This is a genomic window from Phenylobacterium sp., assembly GCF_044358365.1.
In the GTDB taxonomy this organism is placed as follows: Bacteria; Pseudomonadota; Alphaproteobacteria; order Caulobacterales; family Caulobacteraceae; genus Phenylobacterium.
Genome location: NZ_JBIKNZ010000051.1, coordinates 1 through 23,048 on the forward strand (window position 1 = coordinate 1; position 23,048 = coordinate 23,048).

The 23,048-nt window shown below is 66.0% G+C and carries 23 protein-coding genes and 1 pseudogene; 17 read left to right on the forward strand and 7 right to left on the reverse strand.

The window, feature by feature from the left end; genetic code table 11:
* Positions 1 to 126: 126 nt before the first annotated feature.
* Both mutT and ACIQ3B_RS13165 read right to left on the reverse strand, forming a co-directional pair.
* On the reverse strand, positions 127 to 528 hold the full coding sequence (gene mutT, locus ACIQ3B_RS13160; protein WP_397403279.1) for an 8-oxo-dGTP diphosphatase MutT: 402 nt from the start codon (positions 526 to 528) through the stop codon (positions 127 to 129).
* Complete coding sequence (locus tag ACIQ3B_RS13165) at positions 525 to 1,739, reverse strand: serine hydrolase domain-containing protein (RefSeq protein WP_397403281.1); 1,215 nt, start codon at positions 1,737 to 1,739, stop codon at positions 525 to 527. Before ACIQ3B_RS13165 ends, mutT begins: the two co-directional genes overlap by 4 nt.
* A 161-nt stretch (positions 1,740 to 1,900) precedes the next feature.
* On the opposite strand from ACIQ3B_RS13165, the gene ACIQ3B_RS13170 reads away from it, so the two are divergent.
* On the forward strand, positions 1,901 to 2,146 hold the full coding sequence (locus ACIQ3B_RS13170; RefSeq protein ID WP_397403283.1) for a type II toxin-antitoxin system Phd/YefM family antitoxin: 246 nt from the start codon (positions 1,901 to 1,903) through the stop codon (positions 2,144 to 2,146).
* Positions 2,143 to 2,529 carry a type II toxin-antitoxin system VapC family toxin gene (locus tag ACIQ3B_RS13175; protein WP_397403285.1) on the forward strand — a complete coding sequence of 129 codons (387 nt, stop codon included), beginning with the start codon at positions 2,143 to 2,145 and terminating at the stop codon, positions 2,527 to 2,529. The genes ACIQ3B_RS13170 and ACIQ3B_RS13175 overlap by 4 nt, the downstream gene beginning before the upstream one ends.
* Here ACIQ3B_RS13175 and ACIQ3B_RS13180 read toward each other — a convergent pair.
* Positions 2,526 to 2,957, reverse strand: coding sequence for a hypothetical protein (locus tag ACIQ3B_RS13180; protein WP_397403287.1), 432 nt, complete (start codon positions 2,955 to 2,957; stop codon positions 2,526 to 2,528). The genes ACIQ3B_RS13175 and ACIQ3B_RS13180 overlap by 4 nt on opposite strands.
* Positions 2,930 to 3,202 carry a hypothetical protein gene (locus tag ACIQ3B_RS13185; protein ID WP_397403289.1) on the reverse strand — a complete coding sequence of 91 codons (273 nt, stop codon included), beginning with the start codon at positions 3,200 to 3,202 and terminating at the stop codon, positions 2,930 to 2,932. The genes ACIQ3B_RS13180 and ACIQ3B_RS13185 overlap by 28 nt, the downstream gene beginning before the upstream one ends.
* A 128-nt stretch (positions 3,203 to 3,330) precedes the next feature.
* Here ACIQ3B_RS13185 and ccoN point away from each other — a divergent pair, with 128 nt between their 5' ends.
* The 10 genes from ccoN (at position 3,331) to ACIQ3B_RS13235 (ending at position 14,766) form a co-directional block, all read left to right on the forward strand.
* Positions 3,331 to 4,989: a cytochrome-c oxidase, cbb3-type subunit I gene (gene ccoN, locus ACIQ3B_RS13190; RefSeq protein WP_397403290.1), complete on the forward strand. Its 1,659-nt coding sequence runs from the start codon at positions 3,331 to 3,333 to the stop codon at positions 4,987 to 4,989.
* Between the two features lie 11 nt (positions 4,990 to 5,000).
* Positions 5,001 to 5,738: a cytochrome-c oxidase, cbb3-type subunit II gene (ccoO, locus tag ACIQ3B_RS13195; RefSeq protein ID WP_397403292.1), complete on the forward strand. Its 738-nt coding sequence runs from the start codon at positions 5,001 to 5,003 to the stop codon at positions 5,736 to 5,738.
* Positions 5,735 to 5,908 carry a cbb3-type cytochrome oxidase subunit 3 gene (locus ACIQ3B_RS13200; protein ID WP_397403294.1) on the forward strand — a complete coding sequence of 58 codons (174 nt, stop codon included), beginning with the start codon at positions 5,735 to 5,737 and terminating at the stop codon, positions 5,906 to 5,908. Before ccoO ends, ACIQ3B_RS13200 begins: the two co-directional genes overlap by 4 nt.
* On the forward strand, positions 5,901 to 6,830 hold the full coding sequence (ccoP, locus tag ACIQ3B_RS13205) for a cytochrome-c oxidase, cbb3-type subunit III (RefSeq protein ID WP_397403296.1): 930 nt from the start codon (positions 5,901 to 5,903) through the stop codon (positions 6,828 to 6,830). Before ACIQ3B_RS13200 ends, ccoP begins: the two co-directional genes overlap by 8 nt.
* Positions 6,827 to 8,308 (forward strand): cytochrome c oxidase accessory protein CcoG, encoded by a 1,482-nt coding sequence (gene ccoG / locus ACIQ3B_RS13210; RefSeq protein ID WP_397403298.1) that lies wholly within the window; start codon positions 6,827 to 6,829, stop codon positions 8,306 to 8,308. The genes ccoP and ccoG overlap by 4 nt, the downstream gene beginning before the upstream one ends.
* Positions 8,305 to 8,796 (forward strand): FixH family protein, encoded by a 492-nt coding sequence (locus ACIQ3B_RS13215; RefSeq protein ID WP_397403299.1) that lies wholly within the window; start codon positions 8,305 to 8,307, stop codon positions 8,794 to 8,796. Before ccoG ends, ACIQ3B_RS13215 begins: the two co-directional genes overlap by 4 nt.
* Complete coding sequence (locus ACIQ3B_RS13220) at positions 8,787 to 10,940, forward strand: heavy metal translocating P-type ATPase (RefSeq protein ID WP_397403300.1); 2,154 nt, start codon at positions 8,787 to 8,789, stop codon at positions 10,938 to 10,940. Before ACIQ3B_RS13215 ends, ACIQ3B_RS13220 begins: the two co-directional genes overlap by 10 nt.
* The gene (ccoS, locus tag ACIQ3B_RS13225) at positions 10,937 to 11,146 is read left to right on the forward strand and encodes a cbb3-type cytochrome oxidase assembly protein CcoS (RefSeq protein WP_397403302.1); all 210 of its coding nucleotides are present in this window, start codon (positions 10,937 to 10,939) and stop codon (positions 11,144 to 11,146) included. The genes ACIQ3B_RS13220 and ccoS overlap by 4 nt, the downstream gene beginning before the upstream one ends.
* Before the next feature lie 217 nt (positions 11,147 to 11,363).
* Positions 11,364 to 12,803: a DEAD/DEAH box helicase gene (locus ACIQ3B_RS13230; RefSeq protein ID WP_397403305.1), complete on the forward strand. Its 1,440-nt coding sequence runs from the start codon at positions 11,364 to 11,366 to the stop codon at positions 12,801 to 12,803.
* Between the two features lie 133 nt (positions 12,804 to 12,936).
* The gene (locus ACIQ3B_RS13235; protein WP_397403307.1) at positions 12,937 to 14,766 is read left to right on the forward strand and encodes a glycosyltransferase; all 1,830 of its coding nucleotides are present in this window, start codon (positions 12,937 to 12,939) and stop codon (positions 14,764 to 14,766) included.
* Here ACIQ3B_RS13235 and argJ read toward each other — a convergent pair.
* From argJ to ACIQ3B_RS13250, 3 genes and pseudogenes are all read right to left on the reverse strand, one after another.
* Positions 14,763 to 16,212, reverse strand: a pseudogene (gene argJ / locus ACIQ3B_RS13240) (bifunctional glutamate N-acetyltransferase/amino-acid acetyltransferase ArgJ). The gene ACIQ3B_RS13235 and the pseudogene argJ sit on opposite strands and share 4 nt — an antisense overlap.
* Complete coding sequence (locus ACIQ3B_RS13245) at positions 16,160 to 17,092, reverse strand: peptidylprolyl isomerase (RefSeq protein WP_397403309.1); 933 nt, start codon at positions 17,090 to 17,092, stop codon at positions 16,160 to 16,162. The pseudogene argJ and the gene ACIQ3B_RS13245 overlap by 53 nt, the downstream one beginning before the upstream one ends.
* Before the next feature lie 96 nt (positions 17,093 to 17,188).
* Complete coding sequence (locus ACIQ3B_RS13250) at positions 17,189 to 17,956, reverse strand: class I SAM-dependent DNA methyltransferase (RefSeq protein ID WP_397403311.1); 768 nt, start codon at positions 17,954 to 17,956, stop codon at positions 17,189 to 17,191.
* 329 nt (positions 17,957 to 18,285) lie between these two features.
* On the opposite strand from ACIQ3B_RS13250, the gene secA reads away from it, so the two are divergent.
* The 5 genes from secA to ACIQ3B_RS13275 all read left to right on the forward strand — a co-directional run bounded on the left by secA (position 18,286) and on the right by ACIQ3B_RS13275 (position 22,883).
* A complete protein-coding gene (gene secA, locus ACIQ3B_RS13255) occupies positions 18,286 to 20,991 on the forward strand; it encodes a preprotein translocase subunit SecA (protein ID WP_397403321.1) in 2,706 nt (901 codons plus the stop codon).
* Between the two features lie 112 nt (positions 20,992 to 21,103).
* Complete coding sequence (locus ACIQ3B_RS13260; protein ID WP_397403313.1) at positions 21,104 to 21,361, forward strand: antitoxin; 258 nt, start codon at positions 21,104 to 21,106, stop codon at positions 21,359 to 21,361.
* Positions 21,358 to 21,669, forward strand: coding sequence for a type II toxin-antitoxin system RelE/ParE family toxin (locus tag ACIQ3B_RS13265; protein WP_397403315.1), 312 nt, complete (start codon positions 21,358 to 21,360; stop codon positions 21,667 to 21,669). Before ACIQ3B_RS13260 ends, ACIQ3B_RS13265 begins: the two co-directional genes overlap by 4 nt.
* 676 nt (positions 21,670 to 22,345) lie before the next feature.
* On the forward strand, positions 22,346 to 22,567 hold the full coding sequence (locus ACIQ3B_RS13270; RefSeq protein ID WP_397403317.1) for a hypothetical protein: 222 nt from the start codon (positions 22,346 to 22,348) through the stop codon (positions 22,565 to 22,567).
* Between the two features lie 4 nt (positions 22,568 to 22,571).
* Positions 22,572 to 22,883 carry a type II toxin-antitoxin system PemK/MazF family toxin gene (locus ACIQ3B_RS13275; RefSeq protein ID WP_397403319.1) on the forward strand — a complete coding sequence of 104 codons (312 nt, stop codon included), beginning with the start codon at positions 22,572 to 22,574 and terminating at the stop codon, positions 22,881 to 22,883.
* Positions 22,884 to 23,048: the final 165 nt, after the last annotated feature.

Sequence of the window (23,048 nt, forward strand, 5' to 3'; positions counted from 1 at the left end):
CACTCGAAATCCGTCAGATCAAAGCGTGCCATCTCAACCTCCATCCTGCGAAGATTGAATCAGCGACACCCCGATTTGGGAATCCCGTTTATGGGTCTGTGACCTAAGCGTTGATACCGGTCGACCTCAGATCAGGTCGCGCAACCATGCCACCAGCGGCGCGTCCGCGGGTGGCATGGGATAGCTGCCCATGGCGTTGGGCTTCACCCAGGCCATCGCCTTGTGCTCACGCGCCACGATGACGCCTTCCCAGCGGCGGATCAGGTAGAGCGGCATCAGCAGGTGGAAGCCCTCGTACTCGTGGCTGGCGAACACGAACGGGGCCAGACAGCTCTTCGTCACCGTGATGCCGAGTTCCTCGGCCAGTTCGCGGATCAGGCAAGCCTCGGGCGTCTCGCCGGCCTCGACCTTGCCCCCCGGAAACTCCCACAGCCCCGCCAGCGCCTTGCCCTCGGGCCGCTGACAGATCAGCACCCGCCCGTCGGCGTCGACCAGGGCGGCGGCGGCGACGAGGAGGATGGGTTTCATTTGGGTGGAACTGCGATGTAGGGCGCGCGCCGGAACGGCTCGGCGACCACCTCGATGGCGCCCCAACCATAGGTATCCGCGAGCACCTGTATAACCTCGCTGGCAAGGACGCCGCCGCCGTCACTGTTGGTCATTACAACAACGCCCTGCCGAGACCCATCCAGGAATGCGAAGGAGACGCACTGGAAGCCGGCATTGCTGCCGCCGTGACCAATGGCAGGCCTGCCTCCACGACGTTTGATGTCAGCGCCGAGGCCATAGCCAGCGCTGACGGGCGTTGCCATTGTTCGCACTGAGGACTGGCGCAGGAACGCGGGCTGGCGCCCGGCGTAGGCATTTTGCAGACCAATCAGGAAGCGACCGTAGTCCGAAGGCGTGGTCCAGAGACTGGCCGCTGCGTACTCCGGATAGACGTTACGATGGCCAGGAATGATTTTGCCGTTTCGGTCATGACCGCTGGCGGCTTGTGGGGTCATGCGCTCAGGCAGCGGTTGGGCGAAAGTAGACCGGGTCATGCCAGCTGGCCGCAACACCAGACTTTCCAAGAGTTCAGGATAAGCCTTGCCGCCCGCCTCGACTACCGCGAGTTGGGCAACCGTGTAGCCGCCGCCGGAGTAGGCCAGGGCTCCGCCCGGTACCTCGAACGATTGGACGACCGGGGTGTTGGCGGGCACAGCACCATTCAGCACCTGCACTGTCGTGGGCACCGGTTTCCCTGCAACATAGCCAGGAAACCCACTGACCGTGAGGCCTGCCGTATGGCTGAGCAGCCTGCGCAACGTGACCTTCTCTGTCGCCGTGAAGAGGCTGGGTGGGACCTGCCAGGTTTTCAGGCTGAGGTTCACGTCTTCGTCGAGGTCAAGGCGGCCCTGCTCGACCAAGCGCAGCGCGCCGGCTGCGGCCACCATCTTGCTCATAGAAGCCGCCTGGAACAGCGTGCCGGGCACCACCGGTCGCCGCTCCGTCATGTCGGACACGCCATAGGCACGGACCCATTTCACACGACCGTTTTCGATGAAGGCGATGCTGACGCCTGGGACTTTCAGCACCGCCATGCGGCCATTCAAGGTTGCGGCAACGGAACCCGGCGCCGACGCCAGCAGGCGGCTCTCAATGGCTTCAATCGCCGCACGATCCGTTGCCGACTGCGACGCCCTGGCGGCACCCCCGAAAGTCATCGCCGCGACAAGAGCGACGGTCAGAATTCGCATGGCATACCTCTTCGGAGAACCGCAGACCAACAGCCGCAGAGCCGTGTCGCTCTGTCAGGCCCTCCGACTGGTACGCCCGTCGCGAAGGGTTTCCAAGCCGCGCTTTGACCTCTTCGCGTGATAGACTAAACTAATCAGACTTAGTTTAACCGGATCTCTCCATGCGCACCGTAAACATCCACGAGGCCAAGACCCACCTGTCGCGGCTGATTGAGCGCGCTGCAAACGGCGAGCCCTTCATCATCGCCAAGGCGGGCAAGCCCATGGTGACCGTCACAGCGCTCAGCGCCCCCACCGGCGGCGCCGTCCGCCGCCTGGGCTTTATGGCCGGCCAGATCGAAACCCCGGACGATTTCGACCGCATGGGCGGCGCGGTGATCGAGAACCTGTTCGGCGGCGATGCGTGAAGTTGCTGCTTGATACGCACCTGCTGCTGTGGGCGGCCGGTACGCCGGATCGACTGCCAGCCGTTGCGCGAGACCTGATCGAGGACCCCGGCAACATTCTGATCTTCAGCGTCGCCAGCCTGTGGGAAATCGCCATCAAGCGGGGCCTGGGGCGCGACGACTTCAGGGTCGATCCACGCCTGCTGCGGCGCGGTCTGATCGACAACGGCTATGCCGAATTGGCGATCACCAGCGAACACGTCGTCGCCGTCGAAAGCCTGCCCCCGCTCCACCGCGACCTCTTCGACCGCCTGCTCATCGCCCAGGCCACCGCCGAGGGCGTCACCCTGCTGACATCGGATAAGGCGCTCGCGGCCTATCCAGGGCCGATCAGAGCGGTCTAGGACCGATCGTCAAGACGGTCCGGACGCCTCCGGTCCAGCCAGTTCACGAACCACGGCGTCAGCGCGATCGCCAACACGCCTGGCGCCATGACACCGCCCCGGGTCAGGTCGTAGTCCGCCAGCATCGCCGGCCAGGTCATGCCCAGCGCCCGGCCCAGACTGAACTCGAAGACCAGGCTCAGGCCGGCCCAGAGTACGCCGATTCCGAAAAGCCGCAGGCCGCTGTCGGTTACAATCCATCGCCGGAACACCCACGCCACCGCGAAGATGATCAGGACACCCACCAGAACCGACACCTGCCGCAGGGCGTGGATGGTGGTGGGGTCAAGCAACAGTCGCCTCAGCACGCCGTTGGCGCTTTCGGCAACCATGATGATCGCCCACACCAGGAGCGCGCGGATCAGGAGCGGGAAGGCCGGGATGGGCATGGGTTCAACCTCGGTCGGGGCGGTCGAAGCGCGTAGGCGAACGCGGCGAGCCCGGACAGGACCAGACCCGCCGCCCCGAAGCACCAGCCACAATGGGGATGGGAGCTGGCGCCGCAGATCGTTCCCAGGCCCGCCATGTGCCACTGCGCAAGGTCGACCGCCACGCTGGCGGCGGTCAGGAACAGTCCCCCCACGACGACCGCGCCGAAGCGCAGGACAGGATCTTCATGGGCGGTCAGTCGCACGGTGGTGGTCGCTCCTGGAAACGCCATAATCTTGGGCCCGCGGCGACGCCTGTCGTTGACCGAGATCAAGGCCGCAGCGCCCGACCGGCGGCATAGCTTCGTCAGTCTCTCAAATGATCGCGGGATCCATGACGCTGGCAAGGATACAGAACGACGACGCACCTTCCGGGGATGTGATCGCAATCTATGTGGTGACTGGGTTTGCAGCGCTGGGCGCCCTGATGGCCACCGCGCTGACAGATGATCCGCTGATGCGGTTCCACGGTTATGTCGCGACCACCGCGTTCGTGCTGGCCATCTGCGGGATATCCCTGGGGCTCGGCACCGGTCGGTGGCGGATCGATCCGGGCCGCTACTCGGACGGGGTGATCCGGGCCGGCGTGATCGCCACCCTGTTCTGGGCGATCGCGGGGCTGGCCGCAGGCGCCCTGGCCGCAGCCCAGCTCAGCTGGCCGACGATCTTCTACTTCCCCGACGCGCCCTGGCTCAACTTCGGGCGGCTTCGTCCCCTGCACACCTCGGCGGTGATCTTCGCCTTCGGCGGCAACGCCCTGATCTGCACCTCGTTCTATGTCGTACAACGAACCTGCAAGGCGCGCCTGGCCGGCGGGGCCTGGCCCTGGTTCGTCTTCTGGGGCTACCAGCTGTTCATCGTGCTGGCCGCCACCGGCTACCTGGCCGGCATCACCCAGAGCCGCGAGTACGCAGAGCCGGAATGGTATGTGGACATCTGGCTGACCATCGTCTGGGTCGCCTATCTGCTGGTGTTCCTGGGCACGCTGTGGAAGCGCAAGGAGCCGCACATCTATGTGGCCAACTGGTTCTATCTGGCCTTCATCGTCACCGTGGCCATCCTGCACCTGGTCAACAACGCGGCGATCCCTGTGGGCCTGCTGGAGACCAAGAGCTACTCGGCGTTTTCCGGCGTCCAGGACGCCCTGATCCAGTGGTGGTACGGCCACAACGCCGTGGGCTTCTTCCTGACGGCCGGCTTCCTGGCGATCATGTACTACTTCGTCCCCAAGCGGGTGGAGCGGCCCGTCTATTCCTACCGGCTATCCATCGTCCACTTCTGGTCGCTGATCTTCATCTACATCTGGGCAGGACCTCACCACCTCCACTACACGGCCCTGCCGCAGTGGGCCCAGACCCTCGGCATGACCTTCTCGCTCATGCTCTGGATGCCGTCCTGGGGCGGCATGATCAACGGTCTGATGACGCTGTCCGGCGCCTGGGACAAGCTGCGCACCGACCCTGTGGTCCGGATGATGGTGGTGGCGATCGCGTTCTACGGGATGTCGACCTTCGAGGGTCCGCTGATGTCGATCCGCGAGATCAACGCCCTCTCCCACTACACCGACTGGACGATCGGTCACGTGCACTCGGGCGCGCTGGGATGGGTCGGCTTCATCAGCTTCGGGGCGATCTACTGCATGGTGCCCTGGCTCTGGAAGAAGGAGCGGATGTACTCCGATCAGCTGATCGAGTGGCACTTCTGGATCGCGACCACCGGCATCGTTCTCTATATCGCCGCCATGTGGGTCTCCGGCATCATGGAGGGCCTGATGTGGCGCGAGTACACGCCCCAGGGCTACCTCGCCAACGCCTTCGTCGAGACCGTCGCCGCCAAGCACGTCGAGAACGTCATCCGCACCGTGGGCGGGCTGATGTACCTCGGGGGCGCCCTGGTGATGGTCTACAACGTGTGGCGCACGATCCGCATGCCCCGCGTCGCCAGCGCCCAGGCTGACGGGACACCCGTCGCCCTCCTTCAAGCCGTCGCGTAGGGGCCCAGCACATGTGGAAGAAACACGCCAAGTTAGAGCGGAACTCGCTGGCCCTGGTCCTGGGCATCGTGATCGTTGTGTCGATCGGCGGCCTCGTGGAAATCAGCCCGCTGTTCTACCTGGAAAGCACCATCGAGAAGGTTGACGGGGTGCGCCCCTACACGCCGCTCGAACAGGCGGGCCGAGACATCTATGTCCGCGAAGGTTGCTACCTCTGCCACTCGCAGATGATCCGGCCGCTTCGCGACGAGGTCGAGCGCTACGGCCACTACAGCCTGGCCGCCGAGAGCATGTACGACCACCCCTTCCAGTGGGGATCGAAACGAACCGGCCCGGATCTGGCGCGGGTCGGCGGCAAGTATTCCGACAGCTGGCATCACGATCACCTGACCGATCCCCGCGCCGTCGTGCCGGAATCCAACATGCCGCCCTTCAGGTTCCTCGCCGAGACCGACCTGGACTACCGGATCATCGAGCGGCGCCTTGCCGCCCTGCGCCAGGTGGGCGTGCCCTATACGAAGGACCAGATCGCTAACGCCACCAAGGATCTGGAAACCCAGGTCGACGCCTTCGCCGGCGAAAACTCGGGTCTCAAGAAGCGGTACGGCGTGAAGGTAGGCCAACGCGACTTCGACGGCGATCCAGCGCGACTGACCGAAATGGACGCCCTGATCGCCTACCTCCAGGTGCTGGGAACCATGGTCGACTTCCGCACCTACAAGGCCGAAGACCCGGAGAACATGCGATGAGCGAACTGTCCTACGAGACCGTTGCGATCTTCGCCCAGCAGGCCGGGACGCTCTACTTCGGCGCCATCTTCCTCGCCGGCGTGATTTACGCGCTGTGGCCCAGCCGCAAGGCGGCTTTTGACGCGGCGGCCAGGCTGCCGCTTGAAGACGACGAGATCGACCATGACTGAGCGCGAACGCGACGATCACTCCGGGATCGAAACCACCGGTCATGAGTGGGACGGGATCAAGGAACTCGACAGTCCCCTCCCACGTTGGTGGCTCTGGGTTTGGTACGGCACAATCATCATCGCCATCGTCTATTGGGTGCTGATGCCGGCCTGGCCGGGGGTCACGGGTTTCACCCGTGGCGTGCTGGGCCAGTCGGACCGGCAGGAGCTTTCCAGCGATCTCAGGGCTCTGGAGGCCATTCGAGGCGCTGGCGCGGCCCGGCTGAGATCCGCCAGTCTCGAGCAGATCGAGGCAGATCCCGAGCTCCAGGCCTATGCCCTCCAGGTCGGACAGTCCGTGTTCGGCGACAATTGCGCCACCTGCCACGGCGCAGGCGGCGGCGGCGGCAAGGGCTATCCAAACCTGCGCGACGACATCTGGCTCTGGGGCGGCGGGTTAGCCGACATTCAGAAGACCCTGGTGGTCGGCGTCCGCTCCGGACACCCGGGCGCACGCGGAGAGACGATGATGTCCGCATTCGGCCGCGATCAATTGCTGACCGAGGCCCAGATTTCGGACCTGATCGAGTACGTGGTCGCCCTGTCGCGACGACCGGCGGACCGAGCGGCTGTCGCCAGGGCCGCCCCGACGTTCCAGGTTCAGTGCGTCAGCTGCCACGGCCCCACCGGTACCGGAGACCGCGTCAAAGGCGCGCCGGATCTGACGGACGCTGAATGGCTCTATGGACCGGATCGGGACTCCATCCGCAACCAGATCTGGAACGGTCGGAACGGGGTGATGCCGTCGTGGGAGGCCCGCTTCTCCCCCGAAATGATCAAGGCGCTGGCGGTCTATGTCCACGTGAACTCTGGCGGCGAAGGCGCCGCGCCGGCCGCCCCGCCGGCGCCAGTCGCCCCGCCTTCCACACCGACCGGACCATGACCGTCATCATCGACCGGACCCGGCCGGCCCCGAAGTCAGCGGCTGGACGCGCCCGCGCCAAGGCGGAGCCCGGCGGGGGTCTCTATAAGCCCCGGGTTCCTATCCATCCCAAACTGGTTCACGGCCGTTGGCGGGCCATCAAATGGGCCCTGCTGATCCTCACTCTGGCGATCTACTACATCACGCCCTGGATCCGCTGGGATCGCCCTGGCGGGTTGCCTGACCAGGCGGTCCTCGTCGATTTCGCCGGCCGCCGCTTTTACTTTTTCAACATCCAGCTCTGGCCGCAGGAAGTCTATTTCATCACCGGCTTGCTGGTGATCGCCGCCCTGGCGCTCTTCCTGGTGACGGCTCTTTTCGGGCGCCTGTGGTGTGGATACGCCTGCCCGCAGACCATCTGGACAGACCTGTTCATCCATGTGGAGCGGTTGTTCGAAGGCGACCGCAACGCCCGGCTACGTCTGGACGCGGCGCCATGGTCCTTCGACAAGGTCTGGCGCAAGAGCGGCAAGCATCTGGTTTGGCTCGGCGTGGCCTTCGCAACGGGCGGAGCCTGGATCTTCTACTTTCATGACGCGCCGACCCTGCTGACGGCGTTCTGGGCCGGAGAGGGTCCGTTTACGGCCTATTTCTTCTGCGCCTTGCTGACGGCGACGACCTATGTGTTCGCTGGCCACATGCGCGAGCAGGTTTGCATCTACATGTGCCCCTGGCCCCGCATCCAGGGCGCCATGATCGACGACCATTCGCTGCAGGTCACCTATCGCTACGATCGTGGGGAGCCGCGCGGTCCCCACAAGAAGGCTGACAGCTGGACAGGGCGCGGCGACTGCATCGACTGCAACCAGTGCGTCGTCGCGTGTCCGATGGGCATCGATATCCGCGACGGTTCCCAGCTGGAGTGCATCAACTGCGGCCTGTGTATCGACGCCTGCGATGAGGTCATGATCAAGGTAGAGCGGCCGCGAGGGCTGATCGCCTACGATACAGACGCGGCAGTGACCGCCCGTCAGGCGGGCCGGACGGCAGAATACCGTCCGGTGCGCGCACGCACGATCTATTATGCCGTAGCCCTCTCGGTCGTTTCTGGACTGATGATCTGGGGGCTGTCCACCCGGGAAGTTCTCACCCTGCATGCGCTGAGAGACCGCAACCCGACGTTCATCCGCCTGCGCGATGGCGAGATCCGGAATGGCTACACCCTGAAGGTCGCCAACCGCACCTTCGAGCCCCTCAGGCTCGACATCAGGTTCGCCGGTGTCACGGGCGCGCGGCTGAGCCGTCCCGGCGCCGCGCCTGGCCAGACCCTGGTCATCACGGCGCCGCCCAATGAGGTCAGCGCGATCCGGGTGTTTGTCACGACCGACGGCCAGCGGCTGTCGGCGTCCAGCACCCCGGCCAGCTTTGAAGTCACCGCGCCCAATATGAGCGCGCGAGCCGACACCGTTTTCCTCTCGCCGCCAAAGGTGCGCCCATGACCTCCGGAGACAGCATCGACCCGCCGGGATTTCGTGTGAAGGGCTGGCACGTCGCCGCCGGCGTCACCGCTTTCTTCGTCATCGTGATCGGGGTCGACGCCAGCTTTGCCGTGATGGCCTACCGGACGCACCCCGGTCAGGTCTCCGTTACGCCGTATGAAGATGGCCTGCTCTACAATCAGCGGATCACACAGCTGAAAGCGCAGGACCAGCTGGGCTGGCGAGCGTCAGCCGAGGCGCGCCCTGGCGTACTGGCGGTCGCATATGTGGATCGAGCTGGCCTGCCGCTTCGCGACCTGAAGGTTTCCGCACGGCTGGAGCGCCCCGCCACGGAAGTCGGGCGTCTGAGGCCGGTCCTGCGGGAGATCCGGCCGGGCCAATACGAAGCCGACCTCGGGCCGATGTCGGGCGCCTGGGACCTCACCGTTGAAGCCCGGGCTCCCGACGGCGCCCGGTTCCTCGCCGAGCGGCGGTTGACATGGCGCTGACCGACACCTTCCCGGGCCTGGTCGCGCGCGAGACGTCTTCGACACGGTTCGACTTTCTCGTGCCCGGCGCCCGGTGCGCCGCCTGCATGGGCAAGATTGAACGCGGCCTCATGGACCTGCCGCGCGTGGCGTCTGCGCGCGTGAACCTCACCAACCGCAAGCTCTCGGTTGAGGTGCAACGGCCCGGACCGGACGCTCAGACCTTGATCCAGGCCCTGGCGCGGCTGGGGTATCCGGCCACGCCGTTTGACCCCGGCGAGGCCGCCGCCGCCCATGATGCGGAAGGTCGCGCCCTGATCCTCGCCATGGCCGTGGCCGCCTTCGGCGCCATGAACGCCATGATGTTCTCGGTGCCGCTTTGGGCCGGCCTGTTCGGTCAGGAACTGGGACCGGCGACCCGGACGCTGATGATGTGGTTCTCGGGCATCGTGGGCGCGCCGTGCGCGCTGTTCGCAGGCAGGCCATTTTTCCGCTCGGCGTGGCGGTCGCTCCGCGCCGGACGGGCGAACATGGATGTCCCCATCTCCGTGGGCGTGCTTCTGACCCTGGCGATCAGCCTCTCCGAAACGATCCTTCGCGGGCGCGACGCCTATTTCGACGCCGCTGTTTCGCTACTGTTCCTGCTGCTCATCGGTCGCTGGCTGGACCATCAACTGCGCGCCCGCGCCCACAGCGCCGCCGCAGATCTGCTGGCGCTTCAGGCGACGGTGGCGACCCGTCTCGATGCACACGACCATCCGGTTGAAACTCCGATCAAGGCGATAGCCGCCGGGGACCGTCTGATCGTGCGGCCGGGCGACCGCATCCCGGTGGACTGCCGTGTCACCTCGGGCGCCTCCGATATCGACAACAGCCTTCTGACCGGGGAGTCTGCCGCCATCCGCGTCGGACCCGGGCAGGTCTGCCGCGCCGGGGCGCTCAGCCTGTCCGGCCTCCTGCGGGTGACCGCCCTGGCGAGGGCGGAGGACTCCGCCCTGGCCGCCATTGCGCGGCTGGTCGAAGCCGGCGGCCAGGCCAAATCCCGCTATGTGAGGCTCGCCGACAAGGCTGCGGTGGTCTATGTGCCGGTGGTTCATACGCTCGCGGCGTTGACTTTTGCCGGAGGATGGGCGCTGGGGCTCGGACCCCGCGAGGCCCTGATCCGCGCCGTAGCCGTGCTGATAATCACTTGCCCCTGCGCCCTTGGACTGGCGGTTCCGGCCGTGCAGATCACGGCCTCAGCTCGGCTTTTCCGGAAGGGCGTGCTGGTGAAGTCCGGTGCGGCCCTGGAGCGCCTGGCCGAAGTCACCCATGTGATCTTCGACAAGACCGGCGTGCTGACGGAAGGTCGCCCGCGCCTGATTGACCCGGTTGAGGCGCTGGTCGAGATGGCCGCGCCGCTGGCCCGCGCTTCCCGCCATCCCCTGTCGCGCGCTTTGGCGTCAGAGGCCGGCGACGGACCGATCGCCGACGGGATCACCGAGCATCATGGCGAGGGCGTGGAGGGGATCATCGACGGCCGCCGCGCTCGCCTGGGTCGCGCAAGTTTCCTGGGTCTTGCCGGGGAACGGCACGGCGAGACCGAACTCTGGTTCGGCTTCGACGGCGACAAAAGGTATCGGTTCCGCTTCTCGGACAGGGTGCGCCCCGACGCCGCCGCGACAATCCGGGCCCTGAAGGCCAGAGGCTTGACCGTCGAGATTCTGTCGGGCGACGTGCCGGATGCGGTGAAATCCGTCGCTGACGCCGTGGGGATCGCCGATTGGCAGGGCGCGGTCCTGCCCGCAGACAAGCTGGCCGCCGTCGAGGCACGCTCCCGCAGCGGCTCCAGGGTGCTGATGGTCGGCGATGGCCTCAATGACACCGCGGCCCTGGCCGGGGCGCATGCGGCGATGGCGCCCGGAACCGCGCTGGACGCCAGCCAGAATGCGGCGGATCTGGTGTTTACCGGCGACGGCCTGATGGCGGTGACAGAGGCTCTGGACGTGGCGCGAAGCGCTCGCAAGCGCGCCCTGGAAAACTTCGGCTTCGCCGCCCTGTACAACGCCGTTGCGGCGCCGGCGGCGATGCTGGGGCTGGTCAATCCGTTCATCGCGGCGCTGGCGATGTCGGGCTCTTCCCTGGTCGTAACCTTGAACGCGCTGCGGACGGGGCGGGCCAGATGAACATCGTCATGCTGCTCGCCCCCTTCTCCATAGGCCTGGGCCTGCTGGCCGTCGGGGCCTTCTGGTGGACGCTGCGCGCGGGGCAGTACGACGACCCGAAAGGCGACGCGGAGCGGATTCTGATCGACGATCCGGAGGACCTTCCTGCGCCGGCGGACCCGGATCGAAGCCGCGCCCGGCCTGGGAAAAAGGCCAGCGTGGGTTGACATTAACAGCGATAACCCCGATGTGTGGGCTGCGCTCCTCCTGAGTGCTAGCGACGCTCCAGCCGCGTGGGGTCTTTTTCGACCCAGCCTGTCGAGCGCAGTGAGAACGATCTCATAGATTCGCCCATCACGCGGGGCGCTTCCCCAAAGACCGCGCCGCCCGCGCTCATCGGACAATCCGATGGGCCGCAGCCGCGCACACGCGAAAGACTATCCATTGACTCAATTTACCGACCTTGGCCTGGCCAAGCCGTTGCTCAAGGCGCTGGCTGACGAAGGCTACGACACGCCCACGCCGATCCAGGCGCAGGCCATCCCCGGCGTCATGTCCGGCCGCGACCTGCTGGGCATCGCCCAGACCGGCACCGGCAAGACCGCCGCCTTCGCCCTGCCCATCCTGCACCGCCTGGCCGAGAACAAGAAGGCCGCGCCGCGCCGCTCGGCCCGCGTCCTCGTCCTGGCCCCCACCCGCGAACTGGCCACCCAGATCGGAGAGAGCTTCAAGACCTATGGCAAGCACCTCGGCGTCTCCGTAGCCGTCGTCTTCGGCGGCGTGAAATATGGCGGCCAGATGCGCGCCCTGGCCCCCGGGATCGACGTCCTCGTCGCCACGCCGGGCCGCCTGCTCGACCACCTGGGCGAGAAGACCATCACCCTGGAAGGCGTCGAGATCCTAGTCCTGGACGAGGCCGATCAGATGCTCGACATGGGCTTCATCGTGCCCATCCGCAAGATCGTGAAGTTCCTGCCCAAGGCCCCGCGCCAGAACCTGTTCTTCTCGGCCACCATGCCGGGCGAGATCGAGAAGCTGTCCAGCGAGATCCTCAATCCCAACCCGCTGAAGGTCGCGGTCACCCCGCAGGCCACCACGGTCGAGCGCGTCAACCAGCGCGTCGTGTTCGTGGAACAGCAGCGCAAGCGCGCCCTGCTGGGCGAGTTGTTCGACGACCCGGCCTTCAAGCGTGTCATCGTCTTCACCCGCACCAAGCGCGGCGCCGACCGCGTGGCCAAGGGCCTGGAGCAGACCGGCGTCGACGCCGCCGCCATCCACGGCGACAAGAGCCAGGGCCAGCGCGAGCGCGCCCTCGCCGACTTCAAGGCCGGCAAGGTTCGCGTTCTGGTGGCCACTGACATCGCCGCCCGCGGCATCGACGTCGACGCCATCAGCCACGTGGTCCAGTACGACCTGCCCAACGTGCCGGAATCCTACGTGCACCGGATCGGGCGCACCGCCCGTGCCGGGGCCGACGGCTCGGCGGTGGCCTTCTGCTCTGACGACGAGCGCAGCTTGCTCAAGGACATCGAGAAGGTGAGCCGGCAGCGGATCCCCTCGTTTGATCGCCGCAACGATCGCCACCTCGGCGCCGTGACGGCCGCGATGCCCGATCCCGGCGGCAAGCCCGAGCGCGCCGACACCCGTGGCGGCGCCCGGGGTCAGAACGCCCCCAAGCGCAACCGCAACGGTGGCGGCGCCGGTCGCAGCGAAGGCGCATCCGCGCGTCCGGCCGGCGACAAGCCCGCCTTCAAGGGTCCCAGCCGCGACAGCCGCGGCCGTGGCGGCGGCGCGGGCCGTGGCGGCGGTCACGGCGGTGGCGGCCGGACGGGCTCGTCCTCCAGCTCCGGCGGCGGCTCCACCGGGGTCTGGTCGAACCGATAAGCTTCTCTATGGACTTGAGCGTGAGGCGTGCGTCTGATCGACCGCCTCACGCTCAACACCACACATGCTGCTTCGAACCCTTTCAGCTCGCGCCCTATCTGTCGTCAGACGCTCGCCGGTCCTGCATTGGCCGGTGCACCAGATTGCGCGCCTGATCGTCAGGACAGGCTGGGGCGAGAAATACGTCCGTGAGGTGCTGGGTCCTGACGCCCAGACCGACGCGCAATATCGCGAGTGGATCGCCGTCCACGACACCCTGAACGACGCGGACCGGGCGGCCATCGCCGCGCATATCGCCTGCATGACGAACCCGCCGGTGATCTCGGTGGTGATGCCGGCCTATGCCACGCCGGAACCGCTGATCCGGGCGGCCATTGCCTCGATTCAAGCCCAGTTCTATCCGCATTGGCAACTCTGCATCGCCGACGACGGCTCACCCGGCGAGGCGCTCTGGCGGATTCTCGGAGACTATGCCCGCAGCGACACCCGCATCCGGGTCGTTCGACGCGCCGAGAACGGCCAGATCACAGCCGCGACCAACTCGGCGCTGGCCCTGGCGACCGGCGACTTCGTGGCCTTCATGGATCACGACGACCTCCTGACCGAGCACGCGCTCTATCATGTGGCTGCGGCGCTCGAGCAGCACCCCGGGACCGACCTGATCTATTCCGATGAGGACAAGATCGACGAGCGCGGCCGCCGCTCCCAGCCCTATTTCAAGACCGGATGGAACGCCGAACTGATGCTCGGCCAGAACATGGTCAACCATCTGGCGGTCTATCGCCGCAGCCTGCTCGAAGACCTGGGCGGCCTGCGCGAGGGGTTCGAAGGCGCCCAGGATCACGACCTGGCGCTCAGGGCCGCCGAGCGCATCGGGCCGGAGCGCATCCGCCACATTCCGTGGGTGCTCTACCACTGGCGCTGGCGTGGCCGGCAGGGCTCGTTCTCGCGCCGCTGGGCGGAAATCTGCGCCGACTCCGCGCGCCATGCCGTCGCCGAGCATCTGGCCAGGACGGATCAGGACGGCGCCTTTGTCTCCAACCAGCCCGGCGCCGCGCGCTGGCTGCGCGTGCATCGCCCCCTGCCCGACCCGCAACCGCTGGTCTCGATCATCGTGCCGACGCGCGACCGCCTGGACCTGTTCGCCCGCTGCGCCGAAGGCGTGCTGCACGGCACGGACTACGAGGCGCTGGAATTCCTGATTGTCGACAACGGCAGTGTCGAGCCCGAGACCCTGGCCCACTTCGAGGCGCTGACGGCCGATCCCCGCGTGCGCATCCTGCCCGCGCCGGGACCTTTCAACTTCTCCGCCCTGATGAATCGCGCGGTCGCCGAGGCGCGGGGCGAGATCATCCTGCTGCTCAACAACGACATCAGCATGATTGGTCCGGACTGGCTGGCCGAGATGGTCAGCCATGCCGTTAGGCCGAATGTCGGCGCGGTCGGCGCGCGACTGCTCTACCCGGACGGCACGGTCCAGCATGCCGGCGTGGTGCTGGGCACCGGCGGCGTCGCCGGACACCTCAACGTGGGCGCGCCGGGCGACTACCCCGGCTATCAGGGTCATCTGAAACTGGCCCGCAACGTCTCGGCCGTGACCGCCGCCTGCCTGGCGATGCGACGCTCAGTCTGGGACGAGGTGGGCGGCATGGACGCCGAACGCCTGACGGTCGCCTTCAACGACGTCGATCTTTGCCTGAAGGTCCGGGCCGCCGGCTACGACATCGTCTGGACCCCCTTCGCCGAGCTCTTCCATCACGAGAGCGCCAGCCGCGGCCTGGACCTGGCGCCCGCCGCCGCCGCGCGCTTCCAGTCCGAGATCGACACCATGCGCGAACGCTGGGGCCCGGTCCTGGACAACGACCCCTTCTACGGCCCGGTCTTCGACAACCGCTTCAGCAACTACCGCCCGGCGGACGAACCCAGGCGCGTGGCGCCTTGGACGCGGGAAAGCGCGCCCTAGCTCCGGTAATCCCCGTTGATCTCCACATAGCGCTTGGTCAGATCACAGGTCCACATGGTGGAACTCGCCCGGCCCATGCCCACATCGATGGCGACCTCAAGTTCCTGCTGCTTCATGTAGGCGCTCATCTTGGCCTCACTGTACGTCGGCGAGATCAGCCCATCCTGCGCCGCCCAGTGGGGGCCGAACTTCACGCTCATGCTGTCGCGATCCACGGGCTCATCGGCGCGGCCTACGGCCATGACGATCCGGCCCCAGTTGGCGTCCTCGCCGGCGAAGGCGGTCTTGACCAGCGGGCTCTCGGCCACCGTGCGGGCGATCTTGCGGGCGGACGCCGCCGTCTCGGCGCCGCTGACGGTGATCTTGATGAACTTTGTGGCGCCCTCGCCGTCGCGCACCAGCTGATGGGCCAGGTTCAGCAGCACCTGTTCCAGCTTGTCGCGGAAGTCGGCCAGGCGCCGGTCGCCGGCCCGGCTGATTTTCGGGGCGCCGGACTTGCCCGTCGCGAACAGCAGCAAGGTGTCGTTGGTGGAACGGTCGCCATCCACCGTCACCGCGTTGAAGGTGTTGCGGGTGTAGAGGCTCGCCAGGTTCTGCAGGGCCCCTGGCGCGATGGCCGCGTCCGTCACCACGAACGCCAGCATGGTCGCCATATCCGGCGCGATCATGCCCGAACCCTTGCAGATCCCGCCGATCCGCACCGTCACGCCGTCGATGTCGGCTTCAGCGTAAGCGCCCTTCGGGAAGGTGTCGGTGGTCATGATGGCGCGCGCCGCGTCACCCCACATATCGGCCGACAGGCGTGACTCCAGTTCGGGCAGGCGCGCGGTAATCTTCGCGTCGTCCAGCAACACGCCGATCACACCGGTGGAGGCCATCATCACGTCCCGCTGGCGGCAGTCCAAGCGCTTGCCAACGGCGGAAGCAACGCGCCGGACGGCGTCGGCGCCGGGCCGGCCCGTAAAGGAGTTGGCGCAGCCCGCGTTGATCACCAGGGCTTTCACGCCCTCGCCCTTGGTGGTTTCGAGGTGGCGTTTGCACCAGTCCACCGGAGCCGAGCCCACCTTGTGGCGGGTAAAAACCCCGGCGCAGCTGGCGCCATCAGGGAAGCTCATCACCAGCAGGTCGTCGCGTTCGTGCTTGTAGAATCCGGCGCGGCCCGTCGCCATCAGCACGCCCGGGATCGGCGGCATGCGCGGAAACCGCACAGCCAGCGGCGAGACCGGCATGGCGGCCTTGTCGACGGCGGCCGCCGGCGTTGCGGCCCGGTCGTCGAACGCCCGCGAGCTCTTGTCGGCCCGTTTGAGCGCGGCGCGTTTCAGGGCGCTTGTCAGAGGATCAAGGGCGCGTTCCAGCGTCTGTCCCACGACTTCGACGGGTTTGGGCGGGCGGCTCATTTTGCAGCTCCCTTGGCAGGCGGCGGCACGGGGGCAGGCGGCGGCGCATCGGCCGGTGGAACCGGCTTGGGCGCTCCGGCCTCGGGTTTCAGCAGGGTCTCGACCTTGGCCTTGTCCCGCAGCCGTTCCAGCAGATCACGGATGCGGTCGTAGGTCAGGAAGCGCACGATCTGGGGACGCGCCGCTTCCAGCGCAACCGGTTGCTCGGGCCGCACATCCTCGACGCGCAGCAGGGCAAACCCGCCGTCCACCGGAAACGGTCCGACCAGCTGCCCGGGCCTGGCGCCCTTGAGCGCAGCCTCATAGGCCTCGGGCATGATATCCGTCGTGAAATAGCCCAGGTCGCCGCCATTGAACCGGGTAGCCGCATCGCGTGAGCGTTCCATGGCCAGGGCCTCGAATGAGCCGCCAGCCGCGACCAGCCGCTTGACCGCCTCGACTTCGGCGGCCGTCGCCAGGACGATCCGACGGGCGCGGATTTCTTCGGTGCGCTTGGCCAGTCTCTGCTGCTCTTCATAGAGACCGCGAATGTTGGCTTCGGTGACCGCCTCGGCGACGGTGGAATCAATCAGCAGATCACCCATGACCCGATCGCGGGCGGCGGCCAGCTGCCGCTGGGCGCTGGGGTCCTTTTCCAGTTTTTGCCGCATGGCTTCGCTCGCCAGCAGACGCTGGTCGATCACCTCGTCCATCATCTGACGGAATACGTCGGAGGAGGTATCCAGCGGCTCGCCCTCGCCGATCAGGCCCTGGGCCACTGCCTCGCGCTTGATGTCGGAAACCCAGACGGTCTTGCCGTCCACCCTCGCGGCGGCCACGTCACCACGTTCCGGCGCGCCATCGCCCCCTTCGCCGCGGCTGCAACCCGCCAGCGCCACGGCCAGCGCCAGGGCAAAACCGATACCGGGAACGGTGCGGGACAGCGCCATGGCTGGGCTCTCGAGATGGGACGGACGGGCACGCCTCTAGCGATTTACACACCGCGATGCAAAGGTCGCCTTGACGAACACCCGCCCGGCTCGGTCTCAGGGCTTGCGGGCCTCGAACGTCCAGCCCCGGTCGCTGGATCGCACACCGCGTGAGCGGTCATAGTCGCCAACCACCGAGATGTCCGCGAACCCCGCCGCTTCGAGCGTCATCCGGAACTCATCCAGCCCCCAGAAGCGCTGGGCCATGATGTCGATCTGGGTTTCGACCAGCTGGTGATCGCGCCAACGCTCATAGCGGTAGGTAACCTCGGCGCGCTGTCGGAACCAGTCGGTGCGGGAGCGAACGCCTTCCAGGGTCAGCAGATCACCGTTCGGCGCGGTCCAGCGGCGACGGTCCTCACCTCGGACGGGCAAGCTGGCCAGGCCCTGGATATCCAGCACCAGCACGCCGCCAGGATCGAGATGATCGTGAAAGCGGCGCAAGGCCGCCATCGCTGCGGCGAAGTCATCGATCAGGGTGAATGAGCCGGCCGGCACAAGGATCGCGCCGAACGTTCCGGGGTAGGCAAAGTCGGCGAAGGTCCAGCCCGCCAGGTCCGGCGCGAAGCCGGTCGCCGAACATCGGGCCCGGCAGCGGTCCAGCATCTCGGGGCTCGGATCGAAGCCGGTCAAGTCCAGTCCTGCCTGAAGGAATGGAATCAGTGTGCGGCCCGAGCCGCAGGCGGGCTCGAGAATTGGCGCGCTGAATCCCCGGAAACGCTCCAGATGAAATGCCGTGTCCGGCAGGGCGAAGTCGGGTTTGTCGATGTCGTAGATTTCGGGCGCGATGGATCCATAGCGGTTGGTCGTCAGCGTTGAGGACATGTTGGTCTTTCAGGCAGGGAAGGATTTCGCGCGCGAGCCTGGACCCGATGCGCGTCGCAAATGGCCAGCGGGTTCCGCGGCGCTTAGGTGCGATCAAGCCTTCATGGTGGGCTCGACGGTAGAGGTATCCTGACGTCGGTCAACCCTGAAAGGGGGTCGCTGCGTTGACTTGAGCGGGACCACTCCTTAAGTCTCCCACGCCCCTGAAAGAGCGCTTTTTCCCCGGCGGCGAAGGGCTTTATCGCCGCGCGCGGCTCGCACGATCGGACCATCACTTGAGCATATTCCAACGCTTCTTCGGTTCCTCCAATGACCGCAAGGTCAAGGGTATGGCCGCTCGCGCCATCAAGATCACGGGGCTTGAGCCGGCCATGCAGGCGCTCTCCGACGATCAATTGCGTGGCAAGACGGTCGAGTTTCGCGAGCGTCTGGCCAAGGGTGAGACCCTGGACGGCCTGCTTGACGAAGCCTTCGCCGTCGTCCGCGAGGCGGCCCGCCGGGTGCTTGGCCAACGCCACTACGACGTCCAGCTGGTGGGCGGCATGATCCTGCACAGGGGCGGCATCGCCGAGATGCGGACCGGCGAGGGCAAGACCCTGGTCGCCACCTGCCCGGTCTATCTGAATGCCCTGGCGGGCAAGGGCGTCCACGTCATCACCGTCAACGACTACCTTGCCCAGCGCGACAGCGAGTGGATGGGCCAGGTCTATCGCTTCCTGGGTCTCAGCGTTGGCGTGATCGTCCATGGCCTGAGTCAGGCCGAGCGCCAGGCGGCCTATGGCTCGGATATCACCTACGGCACCAACAACGAATTCGGCTTCGACTATCTGCGCGACAACCTGGTCTACGAAGTCACCGAGATGGTCCAGCGGGGCCACAACTTCGCGATCGTCGACGAGGTGGATTCGATCCTGATCGACGAGGCGCGCACGCCGCTGATCATTTCCGGCCCTACCGATGACAAGAGCGACTTCTACCGGACCATCGATCTGCTGGTGAAGGAACTGATCAAGGATACGGCCACCTTCGACTATGACGAGAAGCAGCGTCAGGTGATCCTGACCGAAGAAGGCTCCGAGACCGTCGAGGAGATGGCCCAGGCCGCAGGCCACCTCGAGGAAGACTCTGCGGGGCTCTATGACCCTGCCAACATCTCAGTGGTCCACCACATCAATCAGGCGCTGCGCGCCAACGTCATGTACGTGCGCGATAAGGACTACATCGTCCGCGCCGGCGAAGTGATCCTGATCGATGAGTTCACCGGCCGCATGATGCAGGGCCGACGGCTGTCGGAAGGCCTGCACCAGGCCATCGAGGCCAAGGAAGGCGCCGTCGTCCAGCCCGAGAACCAGACCCTGGCCTCGGTGACGATCCAGAACTACTTCCGCCTCTACGCCAAGCTGTCGGGCATGACCGGCACCGCCGCCACCGAGGCGCAGGAGTTCCTCGACATCTACAAGATGGATGTGGCCGAGATCCCGACCAACCGTCCCGTCGCCCGCATCGACGACGACGACGAGGTCTACCGCACCGCCGCCGAGAAGAACCGCGCCGTCTGCCTGCTGATCGAGGACTGCTATCGCCGCAAGCAGCCGATCCTGGTGGGCACCGTGTCCATCGAGAAATCGGAACAGCTTTCGGAAATGCTGAAGGCCCACACCTTCGAGCTGGACGGCAAGACCATCCGCGGCATCCCGCACAACGTTCTGAACGCGCGCTATCACGAGCAGGAGGCCGGCATCGTGGCCGACGCCGGCGTGCCGGGCGCCGTCACCATCGCCACCAACATGGCCGGCCGCGGCACCGACATCCAGCTGGGCGGCAACGTCGATATGCGCCTGGCCACCTGGCGCGAAGAGCAGCGCGACGCCGGCGTCGAGGTCACGCCGCAACAGGCGCTGGACAAGAAGGCCGAGATCGAGGCCGACATCAAGGACCTCAAGGAACAGGCGCTGGCCTCCGGCGGCCTCTTCGTGCTCGGCACCGAGCGCCACGAGAGCCGGCGGATCGATAACCAGCTGCGCGGCCGTACCGGCCGTCAGGGCGACCCCGGCCACTCCAAGTTCTTCCTCTCGTGCGAGGACGACCTGCTGCGCATCTTCGCTGGCGAGCGTCTGGACTCGATCATGCGCACCTTCGGCGTCCAGGAGGGTGAGGCCATCACCCACAAGTGGCTGAACAGCGCCATCGCCACCGCCCAGAAGCGCGTCGAGCAGCGCAACTACGAGATGCGCAAGAACCTGCTCAAGTACGACGACGTCATCAACGACCAGCGCAAGGCCGTCTTCGAGCAGCGCCAGGAGTTCATGGAAGCCACCGATCTGCAGGAGATCATCGGCGAGTTCCGTGACGAGGTGATCAGCGAGTTCGTGGTCCGCCACCTGCCGCCCAAGGCCTATGCCGAGCAGTGGGACATCGAAGGCCTCGACGCCCACGTCCAGCAGAACCTGGGCCTGCAGCTGCCCCTGGCCCAGTGGGCCGCCGAGGACGGCATCGGCAATGAGGAGATCGAGGAACGCATCCGCAAGGCCTGCGACGCCCGCGCCGTCGAGCGCAACCAGATGGTCGGCGAGCACATGCGCAACATCGAGAAGAGCTTCATGCTCCAGACGGTGGACCTGCAGTGGCGCGAACACCTGATGCACATCGACCACCTTCGTACGGTGATCGGCCTTCGCGGATATGGCCAGCGCGACCCGCTGAACGAGTTCAAGACCGAAGCTTTCACCCTCTTTGAAAAGCTCCTGGTCGACCTGCGCCTGAACGTCACCCGCTGGCTGATGACGGTGGAATTCTCCTTCGAGGAGCCCCCGCCGCCGCCCATGCCCATCCCGTCGACCTTCGAGGTGCACCTGGATCCGCTGACCGGCGAGAACGAGGTCCAGGGCTTCCGGCCCGGCGGCCTGCTGGCCGACCAGCGCAAGGCCCTGCCGGTCTCCGCCCTGCCCGAAGGCTGGCAGTCCACCGGCCGCAACCAGCCCTGCCCCTGCGGCTCCGGCAGCAAGTTCAAGCACTGCCACGGGGCGCTGGTCTAGGGGCGAGCAGGGTCGTTGTGGTCCTGACGCCTGCGCGTCAGAAACCGTCCCAGCAATAGACACAAACCCACATTTGTGGTCGATTGGAGGGCAAACACCGTGAGCTGCAGCCATGAGCCGCCTGTCCATCGACCTGACTGAACAGCAACACCAGAGCCTGAAAGCCCTGGCCGCATTGCAGGGCAAGACCATCCGCGAGTATGCAGTCGAGCGGCTGTTTCAACCGGTCACCGAAAGTGATGAAGCCGCCTGGCGCGACCTGAAAGCCCTCCTCGCCCACCGTGTCGCCGAGGGGCTCGCTGGCGAGATCTCCGACAAGACGTTTGACGAGCTCGCCACTGAGGAGCTGGGGTCGGACGCCGCCGCTTGACCCGGCCCTACGTCCTTACCAAAGCCGCTGAGGTCGACCTTCGAGACGTCATCCGCTACACCCGCCGGCAATGGGGCGATGCCCAGGCCCGCCGCTATGTCAGCCAGCTCCAGAGCTGCGCCGCAGCCCTGGCTGCCGGCGATGGGAGGCATCGTGACATGGGCGACCTTTACCCCGGCCTGAGAATGATGCGCTGCGAGCATCACTACATCTTCTGCCTCCCCCGGCCGGAGACGCCAGCCCTGATCGTCGCCATTCTTCACGAGCGCATGGATCTCATCGCGCGGATTGCCGGGCGGCTGGGATAGTCAGGGATGCGAGACACTGGGCGGCGGCAGTCGGGTACCGAGTCGACGAAGTCTTCCGCCGGCGACCATCCCTGCACCGCTGACAAAGTGCTGATACCTGGCCATTCTTCCGACCTACGCAGATCTCACGATCCGTTTACCGTGAGATGCAATGGCGCGTCGGACTGGGCCGCCTAACATGAAGTCGAGGATCCGCATCGCGGCCCATATGATGCCCCCGAGAAAAAATGGAATGCGGATGTAGTCGATAAAGAACGGTAGTGTGTACTTCTCGTTCCGAAGTCTCGACAATTCATCAAAGTCGCACCGCTCAAACTCTCGCGTAAAGGCATCATCCGAACGAAGAGGTGCATTTGCCTCGCATGTAATTATCTCTGCGGCGCGTGCGGACATGTTTTCTTGGTAAACGTTCATACGGCCCCAATAGAGAAGTCCGCTCACCAGTCCGGCAAGCATCAGTACGCCAATCCCCACCCTATCCGGCCATGCAAAGATGACTGCGATTGCCTTTCCCCTTGGCCGCATGCGTGACAGCCAGCAGCGCCAACTTTGTACACGGATATACTAGGTGTTTAGTCCCGAGGGCAGAATTCCAGAATTCTATGGGGCCGTGTTGTTTTGAGTTTGCCATGTTATCTGTAACGCGTTACGAAAATGCGAGACGGAGTGGTTCGAGATGGCGCCGGTCGCGGAACGAATGAAGGCAATGCGGGCGCGGCGGAACGCGCGTGGCGTCCGCGAAATCCGGCTGACGGCGCCTGACGCGCGCGCGGCATCGGTCCGGGATCGGATCGCCGCGCATTGTGCGAGCCTGAACTATCAGCATGAAGACGCCGCCATGGCCTGGGTCGAGGCCATCTCCGAGTTCGACGAACCGGGTTTCGATGCGGCGCGGTGACGTTGTGACCGTGGCGGCGACGGGCGACTATGGCAAGCCAAGGCCCGCCGTCATCGTTCAGTCGGACGCCTTCCCGGAATCACATGCTTCAGTCGTTGTTTGCCAGATGACATCGGACCTGGTCGATGCGCCGGATTTCCGGATTACCATCGACCCCAGCGACAAAAATGGCCTGAGAACCCGCTCGCAGGTGATGGCCGACAAACCGACCACGGTTCGGCGCAAACGAATCGGTGGCGTGGTCGGTCATCTGGAACCCAGTGATCTGCGCCGGCTCAATATCGCGCTGGCACTGGTGATGGGCCTGGCCGACTGAGACGCCTTGCCCCTTGGCGCGCAGGCGGGCACGGTGAACCCACGAACAACAATTCCCCGGAGCCCCCAACCCATGACCAACCTCAAGCGCTGGGTGCTGCAGCACCGCCCGGTCGGCGACATCAAGGCCGGCGACCTCAAGCTGGTGGAGGAGCCGATCCGCGAT

Bases quoted from the DNA above. Each gene is read 5' to 3' on its own strand.
- mutT (WP_397403279.1), bottom strand. From the start codon at position 528: ATGAAACCCATCCTCCTCGTCGCCGCCGCCGCCCTGGTCGACGCCGAC.
- ACIQ3B_RS13165 (WP_397403281.1), bottom strand. From the start codon at position 1,739: ATGCGAATTCTGACCGTCGCTCTTGTCGCGGCGATGACTTTCGGGGGT.
- ACIQ3B_RS13170 (WP_397403283.1), top strand. From the start codon at position 1,901: ATGCGCACCGTAAACATCCACGAGGCCAAGACCCACCTGTCGCGGCTG.
- ACIQ3B_RS13180 (WP_397403287.1), bottom strand. From the start codon at position 2,957: ATGCCCATCCCGGCCTTCCCGCTCCTGATCCGCGCGCTCCTGGTGTGG.
- ccoN (WP_397403290.1), top strand. From the start codon at position 3,331: ATGACGCTGGCAAGGATACAGAACGACGACGCACCTTCCGGGGATGTG.
- ccoO (WP_397403292.1), top strand. From the start codon at position 5,001: ATGTGGAAGAAACACGCCAAGTTAGAGCGGAACTCGCTGGCCCTGGTC.
- ACIQ3B_RS13200 (WP_397403294.1), top strand. From the start codon at position 5,735: ATGAGCGAACTGTCCTACGAGACCGTTGCGATCTTCGCCCAGCAGGCC.
- ccoP (WP_397403296.1), top strand. From the start codon at position 5,901: ATGACTGAGCGCGAACGCGACGATCACTCCGGGATCGAAACCACCGGT.
- ccoG (WP_397403298.1), top strand. From the start codon at position 6,827: ATGACCGTCATCATCGACCGGACCCGGCCGGCCCCGAAGTCAGCGGCT.
- ACIQ3B_RS13215 (WP_397403299.1), top strand. From the start codon at position 8,305: ATGACCTCCGGAGACAGCATCGACCCGCCGGGATTTCGTGTGAAGGGC.
- ACIQ3B_RS13220 (WP_397403300.1), top strand. From the start codon at position 8,787: ATGGCGCTGACCGACACCTTCCCGGGCCTGGTCGCGCGCGAGACGTCT.
- ccoS (WP_397403302.1), top strand. From the start codon at position 10,937: ATGAACATCGTCATGCTGCTCGCCCCCTTCTCCATAGGCCTGGGCCTG.
- ACIQ3B_RS13245 (WP_397403309.1), bottom strand. From the start codon at position 17,092: ATGGCGCTGTCCCGCACCGTTCCCGGTATCGGTTTTGCCCTGGCGCTG.
- ACIQ3B_RS13250 (WP_397403311.1), bottom strand. From the start codon at position 17,956: ATGTCCTCAACGCTGACGACCAACCGCTATGGATCCATCGCGCCCGAA.
- secA (WP_397403321.1), top strand. From the start codon at position 18,286: ATGGCCGCTCGCGCCATCAAGATCACGGGGCTTGAGCCGGCCATGCAG.
- ACIQ3B_RS13260 (WP_397403313.1), top strand. From the start codon at position 21,104: ATGAGCCGCCTGTCCATCGACCTGACTGAACAGCAACACCAGAGCCTG.
- ACIQ3B_RS13270 (WP_397403317.1), top strand. From the start codon at position 22,346: ATGGCGCCGGTCGCGGAACGAATGAAGGCAATGCGGGCGCGGCGGAAC.